29 protein-coding genes and 1 pseudogene are annotated in these 25,494 nt (G+C 42.8%); 15 read left to right on the forward strand and 15 right to left on the reverse strand.

What is annotated here, in order from left to right; genetic code table 11:
- Nucleotides 1-2: 2 nt before the first annotated feature.
- From ESM_RS01000000124240 to ESM_RS0106955, 3 genes are all read left to right on the forward strand, one after another.
- A complete protein-coding gene (locus tag ESM_RS01000000124240) occupies nt 3-482 on the forward strand; it encodes a (R)-mandelonitrile lyase (RefSeq protein ID WP_000621043.1) in 480 nt (159 codons plus the stop codon).
- Complete coding sequence (locus ESM_RS0106950) at nt 460-1,221, forward strand: carboxymuconolactone decarboxylase family protein (RefSeq protein ID WP_001066619.1); 762 nt, start codon at nt 460-462, stop codon at nt 1,219-1,221. Before ESM_RS01000000124240 ends, ESM_RS0106950 begins: the two co-directional genes overlap by 23 nt.
- Nucleotides 1,222-1,379: 158 nt before the next feature.
- Nucleotides 1,380-2,444: an alpha/beta hydrolase gene (locus tag ESM_RS0106955; RefSeq protein WP_000859697.1), complete on the forward strand. Its 1,065-nt coding sequence runs from the start codon at nt 1,380-1,382 to the stop codon at nt 2,442-2,444.
- A gap of 233 nt (nt 2,445-2,677) precedes the next feature.
- Here ESM_RS0106955 and ESM_RS0106960 read toward each other — a convergent pair whose 3' ends face one another.
- Nucleotides 2,678-3,724, reverse strand: coding sequence for an NAD(P)-dependent alcohol dehydrogenase (locus ESM_RS0106960; RefSeq protein ID WP_000848740.1), 1,047 nt, complete (start codon nt 3,722-3,724; stop codon nt 2,678-2,680).
- Nucleotides 3,725-3,886: 162 nt separating this feature from the next.
- Nucleotides 3,887-4,756 carry an aldo/keto reductase gene (locus ESM_RS0106965; RefSeq protein ID WP_001515806.1) on the reverse strand — a complete coding sequence of 290 codons (870 nt, stop codon included), beginning with the start codon at nt 4,754-4,756 and terminating at the stop codon, nt 3,887-3,889.
- A 250-nt stretch (nt 4,757-5,006) separates the two neighbouring features.
- Here ESM_RS0106965 and ESM_RS0106970 point away from each other — a divergent pair, with 250 nt between their 5' ends.
- Together ESM_RS0106970 and ESM_RS0106975 are read left to right on the forward strand one after the other, a co-directional pair.
- Entirely contained in the window at nt 5,007-5,858 is an 852-nt protein-coding gene (locus tag ESM_RS0106970; RefSeq protein WP_001195264.1) for an aldo/keto reductase, read from the forward strand.
- Between the two features lie 26 nt (nt 5,859-5,884).
- Complete coding sequence (locus tag ESM_RS0106975) at nt 5,885-6,874, forward strand: aldo/keto reductase (RefSeq protein ID WP_001172297.1); 990 nt, start codon at nt 5,885-5,887, stop codon at nt 6,872-6,874.
- 34 nt (nt 6,875-6,908) lie between these two features.
- Here ESM_RS0106975 and ESM_RS0106980 read toward each other — a convergent pair whose 3' ends face one another.
- Nucleotides 6,909-7,802: a LysR family transcriptional regulator gene (locus ESM_RS0106980; RefSeq protein ID WP_000910707.1), complete on the reverse strand. Its 894-nt coding sequence runs from the start codon at nt 7,800-7,802 to the stop codon at nt 6,909-6,911.
- 148 nt (nt 7,803-7,950) lie between these two features.
- Here ESM_RS0106980 and ESM_RS0106985 point away from each other — a divergent pair, with 148 nt between their 5' ends.
- The 5 genes from ESM_RS0106985 (at nt 7,951) to ykgO (ending at nt 10,406) form a co-directional block, all read left to right on the forward strand.
- Nucleotides 7,951-8,733 carry an SDR family oxidoreductase gene (locus ESM_RS0106985; protein WP_000699099.1) on the forward strand — a complete coding sequence of 261 codons (783 nt, stop codon included), beginning with the start codon at nt 7,951-7,953 and terminating at the stop codon, nt 8,731-8,733.
- Nucleotides 8,734-8,858: 125 nt separating this feature from the next.
- Nucleotides 8,859-9,110 (forward strand): DUF1471 domain-containing protein, encoded by a 252-nt coding sequence (locus ESM_RS0106990; protein WP_000645741.1) that lies wholly within the window; start codon nt 8,859-8,861, stop codon nt 9,108-9,110.
- Nucleotides 9,111-9,427: 317 nt separating this feature from the next.
- Nucleotides 9,428-9,529 (forward strand): small membrane protein YkgR, encoded by a 102-nt coding sequence (gene ykgR, locus ESM_RS0106995; protein ID WP_000662202.1) that lies wholly within the window; start codon nt 9,428-9,430, stop codon nt 9,527-9,529.
- A gap of 473 nt (nt 9,530-10,002) precedes the next feature.
- Nucleotides 10,003-10,266 carry a type B 50S ribosomal protein L31 gene (locus ESM_RS0107000; RefSeq protein WP_000812360.1) on the forward strand — a complete coding sequence of 88 codons (264 nt, stop codon included), beginning with the start codon at nt 10,003-10,005 and terminating at the stop codon, nt 10,264-10,266.
- Complete coding sequence (gene ykgO / locus ESM_RS0107005) at nt 10,266-10,406, forward strand: type B 50S ribosomal protein L36 (RefSeq protein ID WP_000866436.1); 141 nt, start codon at nt 10,266-10,268, stop codon at nt 10,404-10,406. Before ESM_RS0107000 ends, ykgO begins: the two co-directional genes overlap by 1 nt.
- A 94-nt stretch (nt 10,407-10,500) precedes the next feature.
- Here ykgO and ESM_RS0107010 read toward each other — a convergent pair whose 3' ends face one another.
- From ESM_RS0107010 to ESM_RS0107020, 3 genes are all read right to left on the reverse strand, one after another.
- Nucleotides 10,501-11,178 (reverse strand): tetratricopeptide repeat protein, encoded by a 678-nt coding sequence (locus tag ESM_RS0107010; RefSeq protein WP_024257671.1) that lies wholly within the window; start codon nt 11,176-11,178, stop codon nt 10,501-10,503.
- A 59-nt stretch (nt 11,179-11,237) separates the two neighbouring features.
- On the reverse strand, nt 11,238-12,533 hold the full coding sequence (locus ESM_RS0107015) for a prolyl oligopeptidase family serine peptidase (protein ID WP_001143170.1): 1,296 nt from the start codon (nt 12,531-12,533) through the stop codon (nt 11,238-11,240).
- Nucleotides 12,534-12,621: 88 nt separating this feature from the next.
- Nucleotides 12,622-13,269: an O-methyltransferase gene (locus ESM_RS0107020; protein WP_010377138.1), complete on the reverse strand. Its 648-nt coding sequence runs from the start codon at nt 13,267-13,269 to the stop codon at nt 12,622-12,624.
- A 145-nt stretch (nt 13,270-13,414) separates the two neighbouring features.
- On the opposite strand from ESM_RS0107020, the gene ESM_RS0107025 reads away from it, so the two are divergent.
- Entirely contained in the window at nt 13,415-14,092 is a 678-nt protein-coding gene (locus ESM_RS0107025; protein WP_010377142.1) for a TetR/AcrR family transcriptional regulator, read from the forward strand.
- Between the two features lie 156 nt (nt 14,093-14,248).
- On the opposite strand, the gene ESM_RS0107030 is transcribed toward ESM_RS0107025, so the two are convergent.
- Nucleotides 14,249-15,022 (reverse strand): ABC transporter ATP-binding protein, encoded by a 774-nt coding sequence (locus tag ESM_RS0107030; protein ID WP_000677460.1) that lies wholly within the window; start codon nt 15,020-15,022, stop codon nt 14,249-14,251.
- A complete protein-coding gene (locus ESM_RS0107035; protein ID WP_001146466.1) occupies nt 15,019-16,086 on the reverse strand; it encodes a FecCD family ABC transporter permease in 1,068 nt (355 codons plus the stop codon). Before ESM_RS0107035 ends, ESM_RS0107030 begins: the two co-directional genes overlap by 4 nt.
- A 209-nt stretch (nt 16,087-16,295) precedes the next feature.
- On the opposite strand from ESM_RS0107035, the gene ESM_RS0107040 reads away from it, so the two are divergent.
- On the forward strand, nt 16,296-17,345 hold the full coding sequence (locus ESM_RS0107040) for an ABC transporter substrate-binding protein (RefSeq protein WP_000700644.1): 1,050 nt from the start codon (nt 16,296-16,298) through the stop codon (nt 17,343-17,345).
- Between the two features lie 2 nt (nt 17,346-17,347).
- A complete protein-coding gene (locus ESM_RS0107045) occupies nt 17,348-18,040 on the forward strand; it encodes a substrate-binding domain-containing protein (protein WP_001264236.1) in 693 nt (230 codons plus the stop codon).
- Between the two features lie 257 nt (nt 18,041-18,297).
- On the opposite strand, the gene ESM_RS0107050 is transcribed toward ESM_RS0107045, so the two are convergent.
- Nucleotides 18,298-18,912 (reverse strand): YagU family protein, encoded by a 615-nt coding sequence (locus ESM_RS0107050; protein ID WP_001019913.1) that lies wholly within the window; start codon nt 18,910-18,912, stop codon nt 18,298-18,300.
- A 679-nt stretch (nt 18,913-19,591) separates the two neighbouring features.
- On the opposite strand from ESM_RS0107050, the pseudogene ESM_RS1000000129630 reads away from it, so the two are divergent.
- Nucleotides 19,592-19,756: pseudogene (locus ESM_RS1000000129630) on the forward strand (integrase); the annotation flags it as partial.
- A gap of 804 nt (nt 19,757-20,560) precedes the next feature.
- Here the strand turns inward: ESM_RS1000000129630 and gapS1 are convergent.
- Entirely contained in the window at nt 20,561-22,159 is a 1,599-nt protein-coding gene (gene gapS1 / locus ESM_RS0107060; RefSeq protein ID WP_000109409.1) for a GapS1 family protein, read from the reverse strand.
- A 605-nt stretch (nt 22,160-22,764) separates the two neighbouring features.
- Between gapS1 and ESM_RS0107065 the strand changes: the two genes are divergently transcribed.
- Nucleotides 22,765-23,019 carry a hypothetical protein gene (locus tag ESM_RS0107065; protein ID WP_001093516.1) on the forward strand — a complete coding sequence of 85 codons (255 nt, stop codon included), beginning with the start codon at nt 22,765-22,767 and terminating at the stop codon, nt 23,017-23,019.
- Between the two features lie 34 nt (nt 23,020-23,053).
- Here ESM_RS0107065 and ESM_RS0107070 read toward each other — a convergent pair whose 3' ends face one another.
- The 5 genes from ESM_RS0107070 to ESM_RS1000000128785 form a co-directional block, all read right to left on the reverse strand.
- Nucleotides 23,054-23,236, reverse strand: coding sequence for a hypothetical protein (locus ESM_RS0107070; protein WP_000156295.1), 183 nt, complete (start codon nt 23,234-23,236; stop codon nt 23,054-23,056).
- A gap of 49 nt (nt 23,237-23,285) precedes the next feature.
- Entirely contained in the window at nt 23,286-23,867 is a 582-nt protein-coding gene (locus ESM_RS0107075; RefSeq protein WP_000007757.1) for a hypothetical protein, read from the reverse strand.
- Nucleotides 23,868-24,259: 392 nt separating this feature from the next.
- On the reverse strand, nt 24,260-24,787 hold the full coding sequence (locus tag ESM_RS0107080) for a hypothetical protein (protein ID WP_000930136.1): 528 nt from the start codon (nt 24,785-24,787) through the stop codon (nt 24,260-24,262).
- A 99-nt stretch (nt 24,788-24,886) separates the two neighbouring features.
- A complete protein-coding gene (locus tag ESM_RS0107085; RefSeq protein WP_000773311.1) occupies nt 24,887-25,159 on the reverse strand; it encodes a hypothetical protein in 273 nt (90 codons plus the stop codon).
- Nucleotides 25,156-25,323: a hypothetical protein gene (locus ESM_RS1000000128785; RefSeq protein WP_000788506.1), complete on the reverse strand. Its 168-nt coding sequence runs from the start codon at nt 25,321-25,323 to the stop codon at nt 25,156-25,158. Before ESM_RS1000000128785 ends, ESM_RS0107085 begins: the two co-directional genes overlap by 4 nt.
- Between the last annotated feature and the right edge of the window lie 171 nt (nt 25,324-25,494).

Consider the following 25,494-nt stretch of genomic DNA (forward strand, 5'->3'; position numbering starts at 1 on the left):
GCATGATCAGACAGTTACGTTATCTCGGGTTACTACTGCCACTCTTCACCGCTTCATCCTGGGCAGTGGAGCAAAATTCCGCTGTCCATATTGCTCCCGCCGGAAGCCAGAATGCGGTGTACAGATCAGCGGAGAACTTTACCGGTCGTGTCCGGGTTGATCCGCTGTTCAACGCAGACAACGACATCCGTGTTTCCGCGGCTTATGTCACCTTTGAACCAGGCGCTCGCTCCGCCTGGCATACTCATCCGGCTGGTCAGCGGCTGATTGTGACCGCTGGTGTTGGGCTCACCCAACAAGAAGGCCAGCCGGTACAGGTGATCCGTGCTGGCGATGTTGTCTCTTGCCCGGCGGGCGTCAAACACTGGCATGGTGCAGCCCCCGGTAGCGCGATGACACATCTGGCAATAACCGGCGTGGTGGATGGCAAAAGCGTTAACTGGAAGGAGTTAGTGACAGATGAACAATACCACGCCCATTAAGATATTAACGGCAGCGGTACTGCTAACCTTTGGTTTTGCGCTTACCGCAAATGCTGCGCTCATCAATAAAGGAGCTACCAAAATGAATCATGAATACACGGTTTCAGATACGCTTTCAGCTCGCCAGCAGGCCATCCCGTTGATTGCCGCCTCAATGGCCAGCAGTCAGATGGATAAGCTGAATGCAGCACTTAATCAGGGACTTGATGCAGGACTCACGATAAACGAAGCTAAAGAAATTCTCATCCAGCTCTATGCCTATACCGGATTCCCCCGCAGCCTGAATGCTCTGAATGAGCTGATGAAAGTCGTCGAAGCACGTAAACAACGTGGCATCGAAGACATTGAAGGTAAAGAGCCAATCGCCCCGGTTCCCGTCGGGGATGAGCTTCGCCGTGTCGGTATCGCAAACCAGACTAAAATCGCAGGAGCGCCTGTCCAGGGGCCACTGTTTGATTTTGCGCCCACGATAAATCAATTCCTGCAAACGCATCTGTTCGGGGACATTTTCGCCCGCGATAACCTCGACTGGCAAAGCCGTGAACTGGCAACAGTTGGCGCATTAGCAGCCACGCCAGGCGTTGAAGCCCAATTGTTGTCACATACGCGAGCAAGCATGAGAGTTGGCCTGACAGCAGCGCAGTTACGGCAGTTGGCACAGGTTCTGCGTGAACATGGTGACCATGATGCGGCCACAAGAGCTGAAGAGGCACTGCAAAAAGCGATTGAAAGCAAATAGAGAAGGTCGCCATGCAGACTGGCCCCCTGATCAGAGAACATATGTGATTCATCATCCGCATTCATGAATCTGCCAAATAAAGGCAATCAAGGGGGCAAAATAATTAACGCTGGTAACTCAGATATGATTGAACGGCAACCATAACAGAGGATGTAATCTTGAAAACTGTCTTAAAAACGCTGGCTATCTGCATGATGGCAGGAGGTCTGGCGGCGCAGTCGGTCTCTGCCGAACCATTGGTCATTCAGGAACAAGGAAGCTTTTCTGCCGGGGGCACCATCATCACCGCGCCAGGAACATTTGATGCGAAAAAGCCGCTGGACTCGGCGGGGCAAACTTATCATGGCGATCATGCGTCAGTGTTCTACCAAATCCCGGAGAATCCGCATAAATATCCCATCGTTATGCTACACGGCGCAGGTCAATCTTCCCGTACCTGGGAAAGTACGCCGGATGGTCGTGAAGGATTCCAGAACATATTCCTGCGTCGCGGATTCTCCACGTATATTGTCGATCAGCCGCGTCGGGGTGATGCCGGACGTACCACTGTAGAAAGTACGGTTACACCAAAACCCGATGAGCAGATGTGGTTTAACCAGTTCCGTGTTGGCGTGTGGCCAGCGTATTTTAAAGGCGTCCAGTTTTCCCACGACAAAGAGGCACTGAATCAGTATTTCCGCCAGATGACCCCGAATACAGGGCCGTTTGATGTCAATGTCATCTCTGATGCGATGTCTGCCGTAGTAGATAAATCAGGTCCGGCAATCCTCTTCACTCACTCTCAGGGTGGTGGTCCAGGCTGGTATACCGCGATAAAAAACAACAAGGTAAAAGCCATTGTCGCCTTCGAGCCAGGAAGTGGCTTTGTGTTCCCGGAAAAAGAACTCCCACCCCCTATGCCAAGTGCGTTCGACACGCTGAAGGGTGAACCAGTGCCAATGGAGCAGTTTATGGCGCTGACTAAAATCCCGATTCTGATTATTTACGGCGATAACATACCGGATAAGCCTGTAGCCATGCCCGCGCAGGACAGTTGGCGAGTACGCCTGGCAATGGCGCGTACGTGGCGTGACGTGGTTAACAAGCATGGTGGGGATGTGACGGTGACGCATCTGCCTGAAGTAGGGATAAAAGGTAATACCCACTTCCCGTTCTCTGACCTGAATAATGTGCAAATCGCTGATTTGGTCAGTAAATTCATTCATGACAAAAAACTTGATTAATTAAGCAAAGGGGGCTGACTCGCGCTCCCTTTATGTTGGGACTTCCCATATTCCGTCACATCAGGATACAAACTGATACTCTTTCCTTTCCGCAATGAGAGGCACGAAAGAATCTTCATGATTTGATGGCATTCATCGTTGTGGCGCGTAAAAGGAGTTTCACCAGAGCAGCGGTTCAATTTTGTGATTTATTGGTAAATATAAAGAATCGCTGCTCTGAATTACTCCGTTACTCAGCCATTCAGTGAAGCCATGTCAATGACAAAACGATGCGCCATATCCCCTTTTGCAAGGCGGGCAAAAGCATCGTTTATCTGATCAATATTGATCATTTCACATTCGGGATAGACATTATGCTTCGCGCAGAAATCCAGCACTTCCTGTGTTTCTGCAATACCACCGATGAGTGAACCTGCAACACGGCGACGCCCCATAATCAGAGGGATCGTTGAAGGTTCTTCCACAGGACCAACCTGGCCAACAATAACTAATGAACCATCAATATCTAGTAATGGGGTGTAGATATTCAGGTCGTGTTTAACGGGAACTGTATCGATAATCAAATCGAATGCGCAGGCTGAGCTTTGTAATGCCTCGGGGTCTGAAGACGGGAGAATGCCTTTTGCACCGAGCGATTTTGCCTCATCCTCTTTGCTTTTCGTCCGGCTAATCACAGTAACGTCAGCCCCCATCGCAACGGCCAGTTTTACCGCCATATGGCCTAATCCGCCTAACCCAATAACACCAACACGGCTGCCAGGGCCAACATTCCAGGTACGTAATGGTGAGAACGTGGTGATACCTGCACAGAGAATCGGCGCGGTTTTCGCTAAGTCCATATTTTCAGGGATCCGCAGGACAAATTCCTCACGTACCACAATATGTTTGGAGTAGCCTCCCTGAGTGATTTCGCCGCTAATCCGATCCTTAGCACCATAAGTTGGCGTCATCCCGTGGCGGCAATACTGCTCTTCGCCCTGCTCACACTGGTCGCAGTGCATACAGCTATCGACCATACAGCCAACGGCAACATGATCACCTACCTGATATTTTTTAACCCCCTGCCCCACTGATCTCACGACACCAACAATTTCGTGCCCCGGAATTAACGGATAAGGTTGAGGCCCCCAGTCGCCATTAACTGTATGTAAATCTGAGTGACAAACGCCACAATAAAGAATTTCAATGGCAATATCATTGTCACGTAACTCACGACGTTTAAAATGATAAGGAACCAGCTTTGCGTCGGCAGAGAGTGCAGCATAACCAATAGTTTTCATAACGTGCCTCTTCATTGTGAAATGATTAATAATTTAAGGATCATATCCTTAAAGCACTGGCTAAAAGCCATATTGTCTGAATGTGACTACTTTATAAAATAAAGCCTGTACGCTCAGATAAAACATCCTCATCCAAATGATATAGCTCAACAAATACTAAAATCAGTCATGTATTTTTACGCCAAGACAACCACGAACAAACTCAGGATTAAAATGTTTTACGGATTCGCCAACATAGCCTAAATCGAGTGAACTAATTTGTTCCATTTCTTCATCTGTCAGGGAAAAATCCCAGATGGCGAAATTTTCCTCAATACGGTGTTGATGAGTCGATTTCGGTATAACAACTACGCCTCGTTGAATATTCCAGCGCAGGATTACCTGAGAAATCGATTTCTGGTGAGTATTTGCAATACTCTGAAGCATTTTGTTTTCAAATGGCTTATGTCTTCCACCGCCTAATGGAGCCCAGGCTTCAGGCTGCACATTATAGTACTTCATCGTTGCCAGCGCCTCAGGTTGAGCAAAATAGGGATGCAGTTCCACCTGGTTTACCATTGGTTTTACTCTGACAGTTTCACAAAAATTTGCTAATACATGAGGATAGAAGTTGGAAACACCAATCGCTTTCAGTTTCCCCTCATCATAAGCCTCTTCCAGGGCGCGCCACGCACTGAAATAATCGCGCATTGCCTGGTGCAATAAATAGAGATCAAAGTATTCAAGGCCCGATTTTTTTAACGATGCTTCAATTCCTGCTTTTGCTGTATCGCGATCGACCATGTCCTGTACCCAAAGTTTTGAGGTAATAAATAATTCCTCTCGGGTACAAAGACCTTCCGAAATGGCCTCACGAACCGCTTCACCGACAGCATCTTCATTACCGTATACCGCCGCAGTATCGATAAGACGATAACCTGTCCGGATAGCACTCAACACCGACTGTTTACACTCTTCTTTATCGGTAACCTGAAAAACCCCAAAACCGACCATCGGCATTTTAAGATTGTTGCTTAATACAGAAAATTCCACGGTAAGCACCTCCATCACGTATGGATCATTATTCTAAGTTAAAATACAACTCCCGATTAGTATGCAAATTGTGATTTCACTTATGCAGATAATTCATTAATAAAATAGACCCACCTGGTTACGAGGCCACTCAAATCTGCATTCTGGCGGATTAATGAATTTTGTTCATAGCCCCTGACAAATCCTTCCGTCTAATCTCATCACTCCCTTTACGTTATGCTTCCCGTGAACAATAACGGGAGGTAACACCATGCAAACTGTAAAACTGAACAACGGTATTGAAATGCCCTTGCTGGGTTTTGGTGTATTTCAGATGACAGATGCCGCCGAATGCGAAAGAGCGGTTATTGACGCTATTGACACCGGTTATCGCCTGATTGATACCGCCGCTTCATATCAGAATGAAACCCAGGTTGGGAATGCGCTAAAACAAAGTGGTATTGCGCGTAACGAACTCTTTGTCACCACTAAACTCTGGTTGCAGGATACGAATTACGAAGGTGCCAAAGCCCAGTTCGAACGCTCACTGAATCGACTGCAACTTGATTACGTTGACCTGTATTTGATTCACCAGCCATACGGCGATGTCCACGGTGCCTGGCGCGCCATGGAAGAACTGCAACAGGCAGGCAAGATCCGCGCTATTGGCGTCAGTAACTTCCACCCTGACCGACTGGCTGACCTTATCGCCTTTAATAAAGTCGTTCCGGCGGTGAACCAGATTGAAGTTAACCCCTTCAACCAGCAATTACAGGCCGTTCCGTGGATGCAAAGTCGTGGTATTCAGCCAGAAGCCTGGGCACCGTTTGCGGAAGGTAAAAATGGTCTGTTCCAGCATCCTGTATTGGCGGCAATAGGCAAGAAATACGGCAAAAGCGTGGGTCAGGTTGTTTTGCGCTGGATCTACCAACGAGGCATCGTTTCGCTGGCGAAATCAGTACGAAAAGAACGCATGGAAGAAAACATTAACATTCTTGATTTTGAACTCAGTCCTGAAGATATGCTGCAGATTACTGCCCTTGATACTGCAACCAGCGCGTTCTTCTCTCACCGCGATCCCGCAATGGTGGAATGGCTGACTGGCCGCAAACTTGATGTTTAAGCCGCGATAAAAGAGGTATTCATTCAATGCAAAAACGTTATCTGGGTAAATCCGGACTCGAAGTCTCCGCCCTTGGACTCGGTTGCATGGGCTTGAGCTACGGCTACGGTCCGGCAACAAATACCCGTCAGGCTATCGAACTCATTCGCGCTGCCGTTGAACGTGGCGTTACCTTCTTCGATACCGCCGAAGTGTATGGTCCGTATCTGAATGAAGAAGTTGTTGGCGAAGCCTTAAAACCGTTTCGTGACCGCGTGGTGATTGCCACTAAATTTGGCTTTACCTTCGGTGATGATAATAAGCAGCAGATTTTAAACAGCCGCCCGGAACATATCCGTGAAGCCGTTGAAGGATCATTACGCCGTCTGAAGACAGATGTTATTGACCTGTTGTATCAACACCGTGTCGATCCAGATGTCCCGATTGAAGACGTTGCTGGAACGGTGAAAGACCTTATCGCAGAAGGTAAAGTCAAACATTTCGGTCTGTCCGAAGCGGGTGCGCAAACCATTCGTCGTGCACATGCAGTACAACCTGTCACCGCCCTGCAAAGCGAATACTCCATGTGGTGGCGTGAGCCTGAGCAGGAAATTCTGCCGTTGCTGGAGGAGCTGGGAATTGGTTTTGTGCCATTCAGCCCATTAGGTAAAGGTTTTCTGACGGGGTCAATTAAACCAGGGACAACTTTTAGTAAGGATGATTACCGCAGCACCGTACCGCGTTTCGCTGCACAAGCCATTGAAGCCAATGAAAAACTGGTCACGTTGTTGGGTGAGCTGGCTGCAGAGAAAGGGGTAACGTCTGCCCAAATTGCACTGGCCTGGCTGTTAGCACAAAAACCGTGGATTGTTCCCATCCCGGGCACCACTAAACTGCACCGGCTGGAAGAAAACCTGGGCGCTGTCGACATTATTCTGTCGCAGAAAGATACACAGCAGATAACCCAGGCACTGGAAACAATTAAAATCGTCGGTGAACGTTACTCGCCTGAGCACCAGGCACGCGTAGGTCGTTGATGCCCAAACGGGTCCACAGCAAAATGCGGACCCGTTATTCCGAGTAGCGAAGTGCATCGATCAACAGCGCAAAAGCAGGCGGGTGCTGCTTACGGCTGGGATAGTAAAGATAATATCCAGGGAAAGAAGGACACCACTCCTGTAAAACCTGAATAAGTTCGCCTGACTTTACATAATCCTGAACCGAGTTTTCGGGAACACAGGCGATACCAAATCCTGATAATGCTGCATCAATTCTTTCTGGCAGCAGATTAAACGTCAGTTGCCCATCAACTCTGACCCGTAACGGTTTGCCTTCTCGCTCAAACTCCCAGTGATAAATTCCACCGGCAGTTGGCAAACGCATATTGATACACTGATGATTTTGTAGATCGTGAGGCGTTTCTGGTAAGGAATTAGCCGCAAAATACGCCGGTGCTCCCACCACGGCCATCCGCATATCCGGTCCAATCTTCACGGCAATCATATCTTTATCCACACTTTCACCCAGACGGATCCCGGCATCAAAGCGGCCTTCAACAATATCGACAAAACCGTTATCTACCACCAGTTCAACATTGATTTCGGGATACTCCCTGAGGAACGGTTTTAGCTTCGGCCAGACCAGACTACGCGCAGCATGTTCCCCGGCAGATAAACGAATATTCCCGGAGGGCGTGCCGTTCAGTTGAATAAGTGATTCCAGCTCCTGTTCAAGCTCGTCAATACGAGGCTCAAGACAGGCAATTATTCTCTCCCCTGCTTCCGTGGGAGCCACGCTGCGGGTAGTTCGGGTTAAGAGGCGGATATTTAGCCTTTCCTCCAGCGCCTTTATCGCATGGCTGAGAGCAGACTGAGAAACACCGAGTTTGCCCGCGGCTTTGGTAAAACTTCGCTCCCTTGCCACCACAAGAAATATTTGCAATTCGTTGAAGTTTTCTTTGAGCATTGGCGATTTCCTTGTAGAAGCATTCCCTTCAAAACGCACTCATGAAGGGTGTTCATAGACACAATCATTTTAGCCCCATTATTGACAATAATGATAATTGATATTCTGGCTGTATCGAAAATAAGGCTGAATTATCAGAAGGTTTATCATGAAAATACTCGTTGCAGGAGCGACAGGAAGCATTGGCATTCATGTTGTGAATACTGCTATTGCAATGGGCCATCAGCCCGTGGCTCTGGTCAGGAATCGGCGGAAAATCAAATTACTCCCTCGTGGAACAGATATTTTCTATGGCGATGTTTCAATACCTGAAACACTCACCGATTTACCGAAAGATATTGATGCCATCATTTTTACACTTGGCTCCGATGGTCAGGGACGTATTGGTGCCAGAGCGATAGATTACGGCGGTGTACGTAACATTTTGCGAAGATTCATGGCTACACCTGTTCGCATCGCCCTGATGACAACAATTGGCGTTACTGAGCGCCTCAGTAGCTGGAATCAACGTACTGAAGTTCATGACTGGAAAAGACGAGCTGAACGCCTGGTCAGAGCCAGTGGGCATACCTACACTATCGTCAGACCCGGCTGGTTTGATTACAACAATGATGATGAGCACAGAATCGTTATGCTTCAGGGGGATAGACGCCATGCGGGAACACCGGAAGATGGTGTTATCTCCCGGGAACAAATCGCCCAGGTTCTGGTAACTGCTCTGAGCAACGATGCAGCAAAAAATAAAACGTTCGAACTGGTCGCAGAGCGAGGAGAAGCACAGCAGGATCTCACCCCTCTGTTTGCAGAGTTGCAAAGTGATAATCCACAAAAAAATGATGGGGTTTTCGATATAAACAATATGCCCCTTACTGAAGAACCGGAATGCATTATTAACGACCTGAATCTGTATTCAAAAAATTCAAAAATCTGACAACGTTGTCATATGACAGTCAGTCTTATGACAGTTTAGAACTGTATATTTACATATCAAGAAGGAGGAGGCTCCTCCTGATATTCGTCAACTTCCAAATATATCGTTCAAAACAGGTATCAGATATGAAAGCACTACTAATTACTGCATTATTCATGGGATTCATTTCGGTAAATACCGCATCTGCTGCTGAGGAGATTCGTCATGCAGATGGCAAAGAAAAGATTGGTGTAGTTTCAGTCAGTAATGCCCTGACGCTTGATGAGGTATCAAATGCGCTTTCTCGTAAAGCTGATGAGCAAGGAGCAACGTCGTTCAAAATCCTGTCTACGACTGGGAATAACAAACTGCATGGTGTTGCTGAAATCTATAAGTAAATAGTAACTGACTGTTTATCATGAGCATCGATTCCATGACTTGCCCTTACGGCGAAAATACAGCCTCTGCGGGCTGTAAATACGGTGCTCTCTAAATGTGAATAGCACAATTACGCGGGGATCTTACAAGAAGAGCAGAGTAATCCTCAGGGCCAATTTCAGGTGTCGAATATGGATCACTTTTGTGCGATTAGTAATAATTGATGTAATACATCTTTTCAAATTTGTGATACACCTCAAAAAATTGGTTGACCAAACTCGCTATCTATATACAAGGCGCTTATGAGGTGCGCTCTTTTTAAAGCGAGGAAATACCAATGAAAGAGAATAAGATACAGGAAATCAGTAATAAACTGATTAATATTGTTGTTTTTGTTGCAATTGTAGAATATGCCTATTTATTCCTCCACTTCTATTAATTACATCAAAAAACAATTCCCTTAGGTGATATTTAATATATGTATCTTCTACCTCCTTCATAATAACTATGCCTGTGGGAGAGGTATTTGTACTGTTTCAAAGGGAAGCTTAAAAAAACCGTATTTGTGCCGCACTGAAAGAGATTGCGCATTGAGTCAGCATTTTAGTTACCCAATGCGCATGTTGGTTCACTAAATTGCTACTTTGGCTGTGTGATAAATAATCAGCCGGTAAAGCAGAGCTTACCCACATTCTCAAATGCTTTCATACTGCTCCGCGGGTCGTGTCGTAAATCAGCAGTTCGGCTGCTGAATAGTGCCGTTACCAACGATAGCCAACAACATCTCTCACTTCCGGCACGTTCGGTTAGCTGCAGGAATCCCGCATATCCAGGTGGTCATAGGATTTTGTTGAAATTATCTGGACGAGAATGTATCTTTATTGTTATGTTATAACGTAACAGGAAGAAGTAATGAAACAAAATATCCATCCTGAATATCGTACCGTGGTGTTCCACGACACCAGTGCTGATGAGTACTTTAAAATTGGCTCCACTATCAAAACAGACCGTGAGATTGAACTGGATGGCGTAACGTATCCGTATGTAACGATTGATGTCTCTTCAAAATCACACCCGTTCTATACCGGGAAACTGAGATCCGTTTCATCAGAAGGAAATGTGGCGCGATTTACCCAGCGTTTTGGTCGTTTTGTTAGCACGAAAAAGGGGGCATGATGAAAGTCCTTAACTCTCTGCGCACAGCAAAAGAACGCCACCCAGACTGTCAGATTGTGAAGCGAAAAGGACGGCTATATGTTATTTGTAAATCTAATCCCCGTTTTAAGGCTGTTCAGGGGCGCAAGAAAAAGCGTTAACTCTGAGTTCGAAGGTTCAACAATACTTGTCTGGCTGGTCGCATAATCATGCTTGATTAATGCTGGTGTATTCAGTACGCCAGCATTAACTCACCTACTGCTGACGCTGTGTATTAGCTGCATCAATCGCTTTTTGATACCACTTTTCAGCCAGTTGGGGATTTTTCTCGACGCCCAATCCTAGTGAATAAATATCACCTAAAGCCACAAAACTGGGGGCAGTGATATGATCCATTCTGTTGATATGTTTAAGATAAAGGTTTATCGCTTTTTGGTAATCGCGTTCTACACCATAACCTTGCTCATAAAGTTTCGCCAGACGATACTGCGCCGTAATATCATTATGTTTATCGCCGTTCTTATAATATTCCGCTGCTTTTTTATAGTCCTGAGAAACGCCTAATCCTCTTTCATAAATAATCCCAAGATAACGTGCAGCTTTCATTTCTCCCGCTAAGTCAGCTTGCTCAAAAAGGCTTAAGGCTTTGGCATAATCAAACGGTACGCCATACCCATTAAGATATAAAACCCCTAAATCCAGTTTCGCTCGGGGATTTCCGCTGGCTGCTGATTTCGTCAACCATTTAAAAGACTGAGCGTAATTCACCGTTTGATTGTAGTTTCCATTTAGGTATGCTTCCCCCAATCTGGCTTGTGCTTCTGCATCTCCTTGAGCAGAGCGTGTAAGTATTTCGTCAAAATTCATTTTTGATGCCGTATCTGCATATACAGATGCAGAAAAAAATAGAATTACAAATAATAATGTCTTCATTCTGTCTCTCGGCAAAAATGACTGCCAACACGTTACCTGATGACAGTCTGGTCTATTTTTTATTGTTTACGTTGGTTAAATAACCATTCGCGAATAGGTTCTATGCTGTAAGCAATACGCCATGTGTTACGATGCCCACTTGCCCCTTCTCGCGAAGAGTATTCATCAAATACACTGTCTTTTATAAAAACGGTATAACGGATATTAGTTTGTTCTTCAAACAAAGTGTCGGCAGCAAATCGATATTGCTCAGGCTCCCACTGGCCATTCCATGCCGCGCGAGAAACCTTTCCGCCAAATTGCTCAAGACGTTCAGTAATCGCGTTGAAGCTGGGAAAAGCTCCTGAATCATCCTCTGAGGCCATAAACCATAATTTGTTTTTAGCTATTGGAGCAACCTGTTCCGCATCCCACTTTCCTGCAACCAGGTAACTTGCTGTGAAAAAATCAGGATATTTAATATTCATGGCGATGGCCAGCATACATCCCCCTGACTGACCAGTAACATAAATACGCTCAGGATCTATTTTATATTCTTTTACCAAATACTGAACAAGATTTATTGTTGTATCAAGCAATGTTGAGGTACGCCAGTCATCATCAGCAATGATTTCATTATATTGAGGAGCTAAAACATAACAGGGGCGTTTCATTTGCTCTTCAGGTTCTGCCCAAATTACTGCGCCTAACCCCTGAAACAGAGTCGTTGTAACTTGTGCACTGGTAGCCCCTGCATCATGCATAAAAAGAACCAGTGGTAATGGTTTATTTTGTTCTTCAGGAATAAAGAAATTATATTTTAGTATTTTCCCGCTTTCTTTATCTTTATATTCATCTTGTCTAAAACTATCCACTACCAGGTTTGAAACGGCGTTAGTTTCCAGTGTGGTATTTTGTGTGACGACAACAGCAGAAGCATCTTTATATTTAATTGTTTGGTTCAGTTTTTCTCCTGCAACCCAGGTAGGTTTACCTTGCCCTTGTTTGGGCGCTGCTTTTTGTATTGTTGGGTCCGTTATAGTTTCTTGCCATTCATTTTGTGGTTTGCTGTGTTCCAGTTCAAGTATCGCGTACTTACCTGATTTTGCTTCAACCAAAGCTGTTGACTGGCTGACAAATGTTTTATTGATGTGATAATTTTTTACACTAAACTCTATTGTTGAAAGTTCTTCCTTGTTTATAGGTTTTTCAAATTCTACAGCGATCGCAATAAGTCGAACTCCGTCACCAAAAACTTGTGTAATAGCTGTAGCATTTATTGCTTTGTTATTTGTGTTTGCAAATACAATGCGAGGCATTGAAACAATTAAAGCACCCGCAACACTTTTAATTAAAAACTCTCTGCGCGTCGGCATAAATGCCCCTTTACTTCTGATAAAAAGTAGATGAGTATCAGTATGAACAAGGACTATGATTTTTCAACTTTATCATTCGCACTTATATTTAACTTATCTTCAGTGCTAACTCTGTACCTCGTTTTATCGGTAATGTTATAGAAATAAAACCATTCTGTGGATCACGAACATAAGATAAAAAATCTGGTTCTGCGTTATCATTTAATATATATCCTCCCACTCGTAGCTGCGGCGCAACAATCTCAGTAACCTGACGAGCAAGACTTGGGCCATCAGCAAGAGGGAAACCATCAATAAGAATAAAATCGACAGGACCACCGAGATCTTTCAGCGTTTCTCTCGCATCACCGACACGAATATCAACAAAAGACGTAAGACCAGCCTCTGCCAGATTTCGGGACGCGACTTCAGCCTTTTCCCGAACCATTTCAGAACCAATCACCAGTCCGCCACCATTATCTTTCATCGCAGCGGCAAAATAGAGTGCTGACATACCTACAGAAGTTGCAAAGTCCACAACACGAGTGGCTTTCATTGCCCGGCACAGTAAGTAGATAAGTTCCCCCTGCTCTGGGGCTATGGAAAAGCCATAACCGGAAAATTTTTCAGGATCAAGTACAGGAGCTTCGCGAAACAGCTCCTGCGGGGGATGTTTACGTTCATTATTCATGCGTTCCAGAACACGTATAACCTGGGGATCACGAATGGGGCTGATGCTATTATTTAATCGACTCATAAATAAGGACCTGTATTTTATGAAGTGATGTTACCTGGTTGTTTTCATACACCATGTTATGATCATTGCTTATGTTGTTGGTATAGTGATACTATTTTTGGTACTGGTCAAGTACCAAAAATTAATGCAGGAGTAAATGTCTTTGATGAACAAGAGCGAAGTGAGTACACCGGTGCGACGGGGAAGACCCAAAAGTGCGGGACTTGATGAGCGTAAGAAAGCAATAGTTATTGGTGCGTATAGTGCCTTCATTGAGCTTGGTTTTGCCCAAACCTCAACCACAGAAATTGCTCGTCGGGCAAAAGTATCAAAAAGAACAATTTATGAAGTATTCAGTAATAAAAAGGAAATTTTTTCTGAAGTAATTAAAGAATATAAAACCCTGTTCCTCGATCTTCCAAGACCGGAAAACGAGATGCTTCCTATTAATGAAACTCTGTTTCGCATATTCCGATTAGATATAAGTCAGGAAGAAGCTAAAGAGAGAGAAGCACTCTTAAAATTAATGACACGTGAATCAATTCTTTTTCCAGAGCTTTCAGACTATTTATATGCCACTAAAACGCTTCATTCAAGAGAACTGTTAATAGAATGGCTGGATATTCAACAAGCTCAAGGGCGTATTGCTGTTAAAAACACGGGTAATTGCGCGGGGATGCTAATGGATATTGTTTTTGGCGCATTAATTCCTCGTCGATGGGTTTTGGACGTTAATGAAGATCAGACACTAACACCTGAAGGTCGTCAGCAGCAACTTGAGGAAATAAAAGAACGTATCGAAACCGTTATACAAGGGATCAAAACTGAGCCTGCTCATCCATAGCATTTGATGGACGTTTTTTATGCAAATTACGAGGTAGCACTCATACTTTATACAAATAATCTGCCATCAAAGATGAAACCGGCTTACTCAATCTGACTGATGAAAGTGTCGAAAAGCGCCGGAAGGCGCAGGATGAAAAATATTTAATACGCGTTGCTAATCCGGAATAACACCATCGACAATAAGTTGTAACAAGCCCTGAGAACAATGCTCTATCCGTCCACGAATATGATATACACTAGCCAGATTCTCTGGCGTAATGACCTCTTCTGGATTTCCGCTGGCAATAAGTTTACCTTTTTTTAGCATGACGACATAATCACCGTATCGTAATGCGATATTTATATCATGAACTACCATAACTGTGACTATATTGCGACTCCGTGTCTCGCTTCTGACTAAATCCATAACATGAAACTGGTGGTTTAAGTCCAATGCACTCAGTGGCTCATCCAGTAGTAATATAGATGGATTTCGGGCCAATGATTGTGCCAGCCCAACCAGTTGCCGCTGACCTCCGGATAATTGATCCAGATAACAAAAGGCCAGATGTTCTATTCCTAGTTGTCTGAGAATAGCTATTGATTGTGTTTTTTCATCTATGCTCCCTATCTTTGAAGTACGCAGAGCAACAAAAATAGATTCCAGCACATTCAAATGCACGTCATGCGGTAAGAACTGTGGTAGAAATATTGTACTGTCGGCACGGGCTGAAAATGGCATCTGCATAAGGTTGACCCCATCAAGAAATATATTACCGCTAACCTTATTCAGCCCCGCCAGGGCACGTAGCAACGTCGACTTTCCACAACCATTTGGCCCCAGAATGATGGTTATTTTTCCGCGAGGGAGTTCAGATAAACTAAGATCACATATTACGTTTTTTTTCTGATAACCCGCGTTTAATTTATACAGTGAAAGACCTTTCATAACAAACTCCTGCGATAACGCAGAATAATACTAATAAATAATGGAACACCAACAAGTGATGTGACAATACCAATCGGGATAATGACACCAGGAATAATACTTTTCGAGGCAATTGAAGCCAGAGAGAGCACCAGACCTCCAGTTAATGTGCTTCCCGTCAGATAAAAACGATGTTCCTCACCAAATAGCATTCGGGAAATATGCGGAGAGACAAGACCAATAAAACCAATCGGACCAACGAAGGCTACCGACAATGCAGCAAGTAAACTTATACGTAACAGGGAAGAAAGACGCAGTTGATAAGCATTGATACCAAACCCCATAGCCCTCTCTTCTCCCATGCGCAATGCTGTAAGTTGCCATGAGCGAGAAAATGACCATAGAAAAACAATGATAAACACGCCTAATAAAACGCCCAGTCTGCTCCAGGATGCACGAGCCAGACTGCCCATTGTCCAGAATACCAGTCCCTGGAGAGTATCCTCATCCGCAATAAACTGCATCATTGCCACAAGTGCATTGAATGTGAATACCAATGCGATACCCAGAAGAATCACTCCCGAAGTTGCTATTCTTAGCCAACGAGACATGCTATCGAGTAATAAAGCTGACAGAAGAGAAAATATAAAAGCGTTTGCTGGAACAAACCATGTTGCCGATATACCAGGAATACCGATCCCCAGGACAATAGCCAGAGCTGCACCAAATGCCGCTGCAGAGGAAACCCCAAGTGTAAAGGGACTGGCTAATGGATTGTTGAGGATCGTCTGCATTTCTGCGCCCGCGAGTCCCAAAGCCATGCCAACCAGCAAAGCCATTAAGGCGTAGGGTAATCGGATTTCCCAAACAATGACCTGGATGCTGGTATCAGAGCTAAATGGATGCACTAATGCGTGCCATAACTCACTGACTGACAAACTGGAAGAACCCAGAATAATATCCAGAAATAGTGAGAAAAGTGTCGCCAGTGTTATTATTGAAATCAATATAATTCGTTTACGGACAAGTTGGTGGTACTGATACTCTATCGCATCAGGTGATTGTGAATAGATGAGGTACGGCAACGTAACGACTCCTTTATCTCTGCTATTCTGGCAATACGTCTTTGGGGTTACAGATAACTGAATTGAAAGTTTCTGCTGAACAAATAAAAATCACATTCTCTTCATATAACCACATCAAAAATATCCCTGAATCACTTTTCCCAGCGCCTGACTGGTGTTACCATTTCGGTATATAACCATTTATATACCGATTTTTAGTGTGATGGAATATGAAAATAAATAATAAGTTGTTTTTATTAATGATTTTTTTGCTTTCTTTATCATTTACTACGCAAGCTGAACGAACTTTCACCGATCAGATTGGTCGTGAGGTGAAAGTACCCGACAAAGTTGATCGTATTGTTGTACTTCAACATCAAACTTTGAATCTTCTAGTGCAGATGAATGCCACCGATAAAATCGTGGGTGTTATGTCAAACTGGAAACAGCAACTTGGCAGCAATTATGCACGTCTTGCACCAGAATTAGTCAGCAAGGCATCATTAGGAGATTTAACCCATGTCGATGCTGAAAAATTGGTGGCCTTGCATCCACAGGTCGTTTTTGTCACCAATTATGCGCCGCAAGAAATGATCGACAAAATCAGTAGCCTTGGAATTCCAGCAGTAGCAATTTCTTTGCGGCACGATGACGAGGGAGAGAAGAATAAACTTAATCCAACAATGGCTGATGAAGAACAGGCTTACGTAAAAGGGCTATATGAAGGGATTATGCTGATAGGCAATATCATCAATAAGCCTGAAGAGGCTAAAGCGTTAATCAAGGCCACTGAAAATGGTCGTAATATTGTGAGTGAGCGGCTGCAGAATCTACCCGAAGAAAAGCGTATTCGTGCCTATATGGCTAATCCAGAATTGACAACGTATGGTTCCGGAAAATACACAGGATTAATGATGAAACATGCCGGTGCAGTAAACGTCGCCGCGTCCACCATTAAAGGGTTCAAACAAGTCTCAATGGAACAAGTAATTGCATGGAATCCTCAGGTAATTTTTGTGCAAAATCGCTACCCTGGCGTGGTGAATGAAATACGGTCAAATCCGCAATGGCAGGTAATAGATGCTGTCAAAAATCATCGTGTTTATTTGATGCCAGAGTATGCAAAAGCATGGGGTTATCCGATGCCCGAGGCTATGGGTATTGGAGAGTTGTGGATGGCGAAAAAACTGTATCCTGAAAAATTCAATGATATCGATATGCATAAAATAGCCAATGACTGGTATAGAAAGTTTTACCGTACTAATTATCAAGGTGAATAATAATGCGTGTACTTGCTGCGGGTAGTTTACGCCAGGTATGGAAATCACTTATATTGGGATTTCAGGATGATAATGTTCATTGTGACTTTGGTCCAGCCGGTATATTGAGGGAACGTATTGAAGCGGGTGAGAGATGTGATCTTTTTGCATCAGCGAATATGGCTCATCCGCAAGTGTTAATGGCCACAGGACATGCTTTGTGTATTAAACCTTTTGCCTATAATCGTTTGTGCCTGTATGTTCGGGCGAATAAACTTAATGAAAATGACGATTGGTATTCTTTATTAAACAGGGAAACGTTGCGAATCGGGACATCAACCGCGGGATGTGATCCCGCTGGTGATTACACTCACCAGCTTTTTGAAAATATGGGTAGTGTTGGAGTAAAAATAAGACAACGAGCGGTTGCATTGGTGGGGGGAAGAAATTCATTAGCTCTTCCAAAAAATGTGATAGCCGCGCAGTGGCTAATTGAAAATGATTATACCGATTTGTTCATAGGTTATGCCAGTTACGCTCCCGGCTTACAATCAATTGAATCAGTAAAAGTTATAGAAATACCTGAACCTTATAATCCGATTGCTATCTATGGATTTGCCTGTCTGACCGAGAAAGCCAGGCCACTTTGCAACTTTTTAGTTTCGCCAGATGCCAGGGCGATACTTGAGCAACATGGGTTTATGTCATCACGTTGAGCCTACACTCTTCGCATTACAAACTATAAATACCATTATATAAATAAATCAGTTAATTCATCATAACTGCATTTCCACACCCTGTCCCAAAATATGTGAAACTTTATGAATCTCAGTTTTACCCAGTATGCGTATTGATACCTGCATAGTCCAGGAGAAAGTAAATGGCGATGTAGACGTATGAAAAGAAGAATAAAGCCACGGCTTTGATCTATAAAAATGGCGCTATGTCTGCGCCATTTTTATCATTCAATTCGTTATCTGTTTGAACCTAAAGGGATCTCAGGATCAGGCTCGTGAGTAATTCTGTTTCGTAAATCTCTACGAATAATTTCAATAGACCAGAACCATACTAAATGTCCAAAAATTTCAGAGACATTCTCATACCACGGAAGATCAAAAAGAGGTGGTGTAAGTCCCATTAGAGGGAATGAAATCATATGAACAAAAAGTTGTGCTAAAGCGCCTGCAAGCAAGCCCTGCCAAAGTTTAATTTTGGGAAATACTTCGGCTACTACGCAATAACCAACAGCAAAAACTATCGAAAAGATTATGTGCGTTACACCAACCCAGTTAAAGACATGCCCGGCGAAGGTATAAACCGCCGAATTTGGATCTGTCAGTCCCAACCAATCCCGAAGAAAAATATACGGAGGATTAAGAAAGTTACGGGAGCAATCAATTTGTCCTGCCGCCCTGATTAATGATTCCGGACCACACGCTGCATTAAACATATCAATCGGACTACGTGGCGGCAATGGGACTTCTGCTCCCCACTTAACAAATGCTGAAACAACGCCAGCAATCAGCCCGATAAATGCAGCAAGACCATAACGTCTACGGTTCGGTGGAGTTTGCTCAAATATATTCATACTTACCCTGTTTATTTCATTACGTTAAAGCACCTCTTTAGGAGTATTCATAAAAACAATGAGAATGTAAAGAACTGTATTGTTTTGTATTGATAACAGGTTATTTAATAACCTGATAACGTATACTCCATAATTTCTCCACATTTTCATGTTAAATATAGTAAAGAGAGTATGATGTTTCTCTCAGAGATAATTAATCATTCCTTTTGCCCACCTCAACGGTGGGCTTTTTTTTATGCAAAGTCTAAAAATTACACAGACAATAAAAATAATTCAAAATAACCGTAACTTATCACTTATCCGACTGTTACAAACTACAATAGTTAATCTTTTCTGGTTATATTTTATCTGACTGCTAATATTTAAACAGACAGGAAAATTAATAAGAATTGCTAATCATTCAACACACATACCACTGAAAGGTCACCAACCTGCCGCAGGTGGTAAAAATGGTATTGCTGCGGTTTTGTTGTGATTTTTATAAGCAGTATTGGTGAATTATGAACCATCAGCCCCATGCATGACGTGCATTTTTCCGAGTATCCTTGTTACTGAGCCGGGATGCCGGATAGTGCACGAATAATAAAAGTGTCTCAGCCGAAGAATAAACGGCTCCGCTGGATGGAGTCTCATGAAGCACAAAGGCTGATTGTTGAATTTGTATTGATAACAGACTTCGTTGCAGGAAATGGGAGGCTGGGAGTCTATCGAAATGGTTCGTCGATATGCTCACCTTGCACCTAATCACCTTACCGAACACGCACGGCAAATAGACTCGATCCTGAACCCATCGGTCCCAAATTTGTCCCAGTCAAAAAATAAGGAAGGTACTAATGATGTGTAACTTATTGATTTAAATGGTGCGATAATAGGAACAAAACATAAACAAAAAATACATTGATATTTAATGATATTTTCATATTTCATTTTTATAGATACCCCCAAAAGTACCCCCAATAAATTTTCCCTTATCCCAAACCAGGCAAAAATCGACTATCTAGCACTCTTTTTCTTCGAGCCTCAGCCTCACCGGCAGGCAATGATGAAGGGCTGGTGGATGCCCAAGGATAACCACTAGCGTGAAGTATTTTTTATTTCGCGGGTGTGAAAATTTGACGAGGTGGGTAGTCACGAACAACTGGGTTACAGAGATTATACCCGCCACCACCTATGTTAATGAGGGCAATTATTAGTTGATATACCCACGCTCGTTTTCGCTTAATAGCAGAGCGTGCACAAAATTCACATATTTCCGTCTGCATTCATCTATCGACACAGAAATTCGAGATAGTGGATATGATGAAACAAATCAGTGCTGACATGTGAACATGTTTTCCCTACAAAAATGACTTAAAGCAGTCCATGATTCGGATCTGAAACGCATAAGTTATGGCAGGAATCTTGTTGCACATGGATTACATGTCAATAGCAAGCACGTCTCTGAATGAAGCGTAATTTAACGCAGATATTATTGAAGCTGCTTAAGCTCATACAGATAAAATTGATAAAAAAATACAAATGCTCAACCTATCTCAAATAACGAGATGAATTAATAGCTTGATGGGCAATAAAATATATAAATAAAAAACACAACATTTAATATTGTAAGACTATGAGCAAGGGTGTTGATAATAACACCCTTGCTTAATTACCAATTAAAAATATAATCTTTTATTTTAAGATACATATCAACTTTCCCAGACCATTTTGATGCACTCTCTTTCATATTTTCAATAACATCATCAATCAGTAAGTCTCTTCCTTTTACAATCAATTGATCATCATCAATACCCTCTGGTGCAAATTCATATATGTGCATGCTTAGATTAGACTTCTGAGTATGAGGGAATGAATCTTTTTCCACACACATATCAATAAACTCATTAATAGATAGTTCTTTCTGTTTACACATCATAAGTAATAATTCGAACTCATCAATTGTTATATAGTAAATTCTTTTTAGATCAATGGGGATACTATGATATTTTTCAGATAACTCAGTTGATAAATCAGGGTTAATAAAATCCTGCACAACCATTGCATTTGATATATGATGATCCCGATGCACCACAATTAACATTGAATCTTTCGAAGATGGTTTTCTCATCTCTATTTTATTTAAGTTAAAAGCACATTCCTGACCTTGATACATCCCTTTAATAAAACTCTTATTCAACCTTTCCTTTAGCAACTGAGCATTATTAGATGTTTTAACGAACTTTGCAGGCTCTATTGCCTTCGAGTCAATATAAACTATTGAATCTCCCTCTGAAATAACAAAATCTACGGACTTGCAATTTTTTATTGCATTATCACTATAAATCCTCTTAACCTCCCTTTCAGTCTTAAAGTTATAATTGTACTTATCAAGAAAGCGAGAAATATAAAGTTCCATCGTCTTACCAAATTTTTCTTTATAAGATTCCTTATAGACCTGCTTGAACAATTCTGGAACTAGGTTGACAAACCCTGACTTCATGATTCTTTTGCATAATATCACTACACCATCGCCATCTAAAAACATTGGTTTACTGAGGAATGGTGTATCTTCATAATACTCAGCGGTAATGTTTTTATCCAATTTATATGGGGCAATAAAATCTCTCACACCATCAATTTTTAAGCATGTTAATTCCAAAAATCTTTTCACTTGTTCCGGACCAAATATCGGAACCAAGTTTATTATCAAGTGTTTAAATGGAATAACCTCTGATTCTATATCAGGATTAATACATGAAATAGCGGTAAAATAACATGCCATTTTGTAATAGTTTTCCAAATGTAAACCAGTACATTCTAAAAACTTATCTTTATAATATGATTCATCATTCAAGCAATACCAAATATACTGTCTTGTTAATGAATTGGCATTAAATTTATCAGTTGATTGATAAAGCAACTGATTTATCACCATTCGTCTAAGGCTTAGCATAACTTTATCATCAACGATTAAATTAGATGCTTCTAGTTGCAAGTTATAGATTAAGTTGATAATATCAACAAAATCATTTTTACTCATTTCTTTTGCAGGCTTTTTTTCCTTCATGCAAAACTTCCATTTCATTGCCAGATAGCAACACCAAGGGAAATTGGAAACAATACCCACCTCGACATCCCTTACTTTTTGGAAGTGTTCATAAAAATTTCTCAAAAAAGAAACATCACTAAAATATGACAATCTTTTCTTAATCGCATCAACTTTTATAGAATATGACACTGGTGTCATTGTTTTTATTGCCACGCTCATAAAAAACCTTTTATGATAAACATAGAGAAATATTTTATTTAAAAATTATCAAATACACGTTAATAAATATACATTTTTTAATTTTGCGTGCAACCCTATCCCCAATCAATACAAAATATTGTGCACACAAAATTGAAGAAGCCTATAACTATAGGTGCCTACTGACACCTATCAAGAAACTTGTTCACCCCCGACACAATTTAATTTGGCGTAGCTCACAATGTTCTCCTCAGCACACCTACCCCCCACTTTATAGGACAGTTTTCATGCAGTACATGCATAAACAAAAGCTCATCAGTTCTGGTGGTTCCTCACCACGAACATGCAGATAATACCTCAAAACATCATGTAACAATGTTGGCATTACGCCACCAGCCACAAAAAAGCCCTACCCTTAGGCTTAATGTTTGGCTTGGCTGTTGGCTTACTATAACGCCCCGCTCACCGTCGCAGCCTGTTCGGTTTCCGCCACTGATACGGCCTCACATCATCATGCTGATAGATGTCGACGGGCTACCAGTACCATTTGCTCACCAACCCCATATTTTCCATGTTAATCTTCTCTTTCCACATGCTTTGTATGGTAATAAGCAAAAGGAAAAATGATGAACACTAAGGTGAAAGAAGCAGTAAAATGTTGGGCTTCTAGTCCAACGTGGTTTAGCAGGCATCCAATGGATACGGCGGAGTTCCGACGGGCTGTTTCAAATCTCAAGCGCATTACCCCTACCCCATCTTTCGAAGAAATCAAAGAAGCGATCATGTTCTTTGTTTCCGATGCGCCAACAATGCTAGGTACGCCGTCGGATATTCCTCAGGCGGTTCATGACTTCGCTGGAAAAATTTATAACAAGCTGTGAGCAAAATGCGGGCTATCCCAGCCCGCATCCCTAATTAACGCCGTAACTTGTTTGGCTTCGTCCATTGGTACGCCTTTTCGTTTTCCCGCCGCTGGTGGCGTTCCTGTTGCAGCACAACGGAAACAGGCGCTGAACACCTGTTAATTTTGCTTGCTGGTTGTTTGATTCCGGCAATGCTGCGGATCATCTCCAGCATATCGGCTTCGGTGATGGTCATAGGTTTCCTATCAGCACTCATATCCAATTAATAAGTTCAATACAATGGATTATCCCGTTTTAGTGACTAACCATTGCAGAATAACGATAATTAAATATGTTAATGTGCCAGTTCCAAGAAGTATTAATAATTGATAGCAACGTAGGGCAATATTACTAATCGATTTTTGCATCACGATATTCACTGGCTCAGCCACACACTCTTTAGATCTTATCGATAGAATACTTGGAACTTCTCTATTTATTGATAATATTTCACATTGAATAGACTCACCAGGTGCAAGGCTTTCAAACTTGATAATATAGCGACCATCCTGTTCAATATTTTCTTCAAAATGGTGGACAGGCCAAAAATTAATATGCATTGGCTTATAGTTAAAAACCAATGAGATATTAGTAGCACTTTCTCGCCCTTCATTAACAAGAATAATAGATCGTGTATACACCAACTGTGAATTAGATATTACCTCACCATTGGCATTCCGTAAGGGTTCATTGAGAAGAAAAGTAAATCCATGCTGATAACCATAGGATAACTTTGCCTTGCTTTTAAATCTGTTATTCAGTATCCATGTTAAAATCGTTATAAAAAAAGAAAATAGTTCTTTCCCATAAAGACTAAAAAAACTCATCACACATTTCCTTCAGTAATCTGATTCTGCTGTCAAAGCTACCAGCACTATAGTCATTCATCCACATTGCGACAAGAAGGTTACAGCACGTCCAATCACACCTTAGGAAATCTTAGGGGGCTGGTTGACACTTTCCGGCTTAAGACCTTAATAAATCTTAATATCGCAGGTTGACACACTTGACACTTTTTCGCGAAAAACCTTAGCATTTCTAAGCATGGCAACTTGACATTTTTCGCGGTTTTTTCGGCTTTTTGACGTGGTAAATCTGGCACAAACCCAGTAATTGCGGGGCTTACAGCGAGGTTGACACTTTTTCGCGTTCAGAGTGTAAAGTGTCAACCTGGCAAGCTGGCAAGCTGGCAAGCTGCTCAACTTGACACTTTTTGATGTCATTGATGGTCTGATTTTTCCCACTCAGCCAGGGCGTTTAACCCGGCTTCACTCCATGATTCCGGTTCATCGGGATAATCACCTGCAACATAGCAGAGTTCGCAACGCAGCATACGAATTGCCAGCCTGGCATTACCTCGCAAATTGTATTTTTCAAAGTAATGCTGCCCTTCATCATCCTCAAGGCAGATAGCACCATCATCAAGAAAGTGCACTTCCCAGCCTAATTCCCCGGCTGCATACAGCACACGCTGCTGTATGCCCTCGTCCGTTACTGGCGCAGGAATTTTACCGTCTCTGGCCTTAACTGCTTTCCAGAACTCGCCCCATGTCATTTCCAGCGTTCTTTCTGGCCACATTTCAGAAATGGTGTCTTTCCCCTGTGCTGGTGGGCTGTTCCGCTGCTCTGTCGCTTCCACATCAATTTTTTTACCGGACATGACCACTTCGCCTTTCTCGAGCCAGTCGTAAACTGTCTGGCGGCTTACGCCTTTGTATTTGGCGTATTCGGCTTTACTCATCAACATGTAGCTCACCTCATGCATATACGATAAAAAATAATTTCATGCGGAAAGGGAATGCGTTGTGGGTATGGAGGAAAGGGGCAATAACCGCCCCTTACTGATTCAGTTGCGCCAGGATGGCTGGCTAAGCGTGGTTTTCATTACATCATTGACGACCTGTTTTACGATTTCTGTGTTGGCAGTCGTGCTTTCAACATCAACAAAGCCATAATCGCCAATTTCCACCGTCAGGGATTCCAGTTTCTTCCCTAGAGCATCAGGCAACTCTCCACTGAACCGATGCTGAAGATTTTCCACCAGCAACGCCCTGAATGCCTCGCTGTTCTCTTTTTTCTGCCATAGCTGGCGTTTATCCACTCTGATATTTAATTTCACAGTCTCACCTCTTTAAGTGCCTTATCCATCAGTTGCCGAGCGATAACATGAATCGACGGTGCCACACCAAGCACAGATTTCTGACGCTCTTCGTCCTGGATGCGTTGCAGGGCTTCGATCTGCCTCCGGGAAAGTAAAACTGGCTTTACTCCGTGATTTTTCATGATGATCCCTTCTGAATGACAATAATTGCAATTATTGCACAAATTGAAATGATACCAGAGACAATTGCAATAAATGAAACGAAAAGCATCAATAAACCAACCTTCGGCACTGAATGCTCTGATTTTTCTGCAAAGGTATGGCAGATGCAAACATAAAGGCAATAGCAGAAG

Source organism: Escherichia sp. TW09308 (assembly GCF_000208565.1).
GTDB lineage: Bacteria > Pseudomonadota > Gammaproteobacteria > Enterobacterales > Enterobacteriaceae > Escherichia > Escherichia marmotae.

Excerpts from the sequence above, each read along its gene's own strand:
- ESM_RS0107025 (WP_010377142.1), top strand. The coding sequence starts at position 13,415 with ATGAACAAGAGCGAAGTGAGTACACCGGTGCGACGGGGAAGACCCAAA.
- ESM_RS0106950 (WP_001066619.1), top strand. The coding sequence starts at position 460 with ATGAACAATACCACGCCCATTAAGATATTAACGGCAGCGGTACTGCTA.
- ESM_RS0107045 (WP_001264236.1), top strand. The coding sequence starts at position 17,348 with ATGCGTGTACTTGCTGCGGGTAGTTTACGCCAGGTATGGAAATCACTT.
- ESM_RS0107010 (WP_024257671.1), bottom strand. The coding sequence starts at position 11,178 with ATGAAGACATTATTATTTGTAATTCTATTTTTTTCTGCATCTGTATAT.
- ESM_RS0107070 (WP_000156295.1), bottom strand. The coding sequence starts at position 23,236 with ATGACCATCACCGAAGCCGATATGCTGGAGATGATCCGCAGCATTGCC.
- ESM_RS0106980 (WP_000910707.1), bottom strand. The coding sequence starts at position 7,802 with ATGCTCAAAGAAAACTTCAACGAATTGCAAATATTTCTTGTGGTGGCA.
- ESM_RS0107000 (WP_000812360.1), top strand. The coding sequence starts at position 10,003 with ATGAAACAAAATATCCATCCTGAATATCGTACCGTGGTGTTCCACGAC.
- ESM_RS0106960 (WP_000848740.1), bottom strand. The coding sequence starts at position 3,724 with ATGAAAACTATTGGTTATGCTGCACTCTCTGCCGACGCAAAGCTGGTT.
- ESM_RS0107030 (WP_000677460.1), bottom strand. The coding sequence starts at position 15,022 with ATGAAAGGTCTTTCACTGTATAAATTAAACGCGGGTTATCAGAAAAAA.
- ESM_RS0107020 (WP_010377138.1), bottom strand. The coding sequence starts at position 13,269 with ATGAGTCGATTAAATAATAGCATCAGCCCCATTCGTGATCCCCAGGTT.
- ESM_RS01000000124240 (WP_000621043.1), top strand. The coding sequence starts at position 3 with ATGATCAGACAGTTACGTTATCTCGGGTTACTACTGCCACTCTTCACC.
- ESM_RS1000000128785 (WP_000788506.1), bottom strand. The coding sequence starts at position 25,323 with ATGAAAAATCACGGAGTAAAGCCAGTTTTACTTTCCCGGAGGCAGATC.
- gapS1 (WP_000109409.1), bottom strand. The coding sequence starts at position 22,159 with ATGAGCGTGGCAATAAAAACAATGACACCAGTGTCATATTCTATAAAA.
- ESM_RS0107075 (WP_000007757.1), bottom strand. The coding sequence starts at position 23,867 with ATGAGTTTTTTTAGTCTTTATGGGAAAGAACTATTTTCTTTTTTTATA.
- ESM_RS0106990 (WP_000645741.1), top strand. The coding sequence starts at position 8,859 with ATGAAAGCACTACTAATTACTGCATTATTCATGGGATTCATTTCGGTA.
- ESM_RS0107050 (WP_001019913.1), bottom strand. The coding sequence starts at position 18,912 with ATGAATATATTTGAGCAAACTCCACCGAACCGTAGACGTTATGGTCTT.
- ykgR (WP_000662202.1), top strand. The coding sequence starts at position 9,428 with ATGAAAGAGAATAAGATACAGGAAATCAGTAATAAACTGATTAATATT.
- ESM_RS0106970 (WP_001195264.1), top strand. The coding sequence starts at position 5,007 with ATGCAAACTGTAAAACTGAACAACGGTATTGAAATGCCCTTGCTGGGT.
- ykgO (WP_000866436.1), top strand. The coding sequence starts at position 10,266 with ATGAAAGTCCTTAACTCTCTGCGCACAGCAAAAGAACGCCACCCAGAC.
- ESM_RS0107015 (WP_001143170.1), bottom strand. The coding sequence starts at position 12,533 with ATGCCGACGCGCAGAGAGTTTTTAATTAAAAGTGTTGCGGGTGCTTTA.
- ESM_RS0107040 (WP_000700644.1), top strand. The coding sequence starts at position 16,296 with ATGAAAATAAATAATAAGTTGTTTTTATTAATGATTTTTTTGCTTTCT.
- ESM_RS0106985 (WP_000699099.1), top strand. The coding sequence starts at position 7,951 with ATGAAAATACTCGTTGCAGGAGCGACAGGAAGCATTGGCATTCATGTT.
- ESM_RS0107065 (WP_001093516.1), top strand. The coding sequence starts at position 22,765 with ATGAACACTAAGGTGAAAGAAGCAGTAAAATGTTGGGCTTCTAGTCCA.
- ESM_RS0107080 (WP_000930136.1), bottom strand. The coding sequence starts at position 24,787 with ATGTTGATGAGTAAAGCCGAATACGCCAAATACAAAGGCGTAAGCCGC.
- ESM_RS0106975 (WP_001172297.1), top strand. The coding sequence starts at position 5,885 with ATGCAAAAACGTTATCTGGGTAAATCCGGACTCGAAGTCTCCGCCCTT.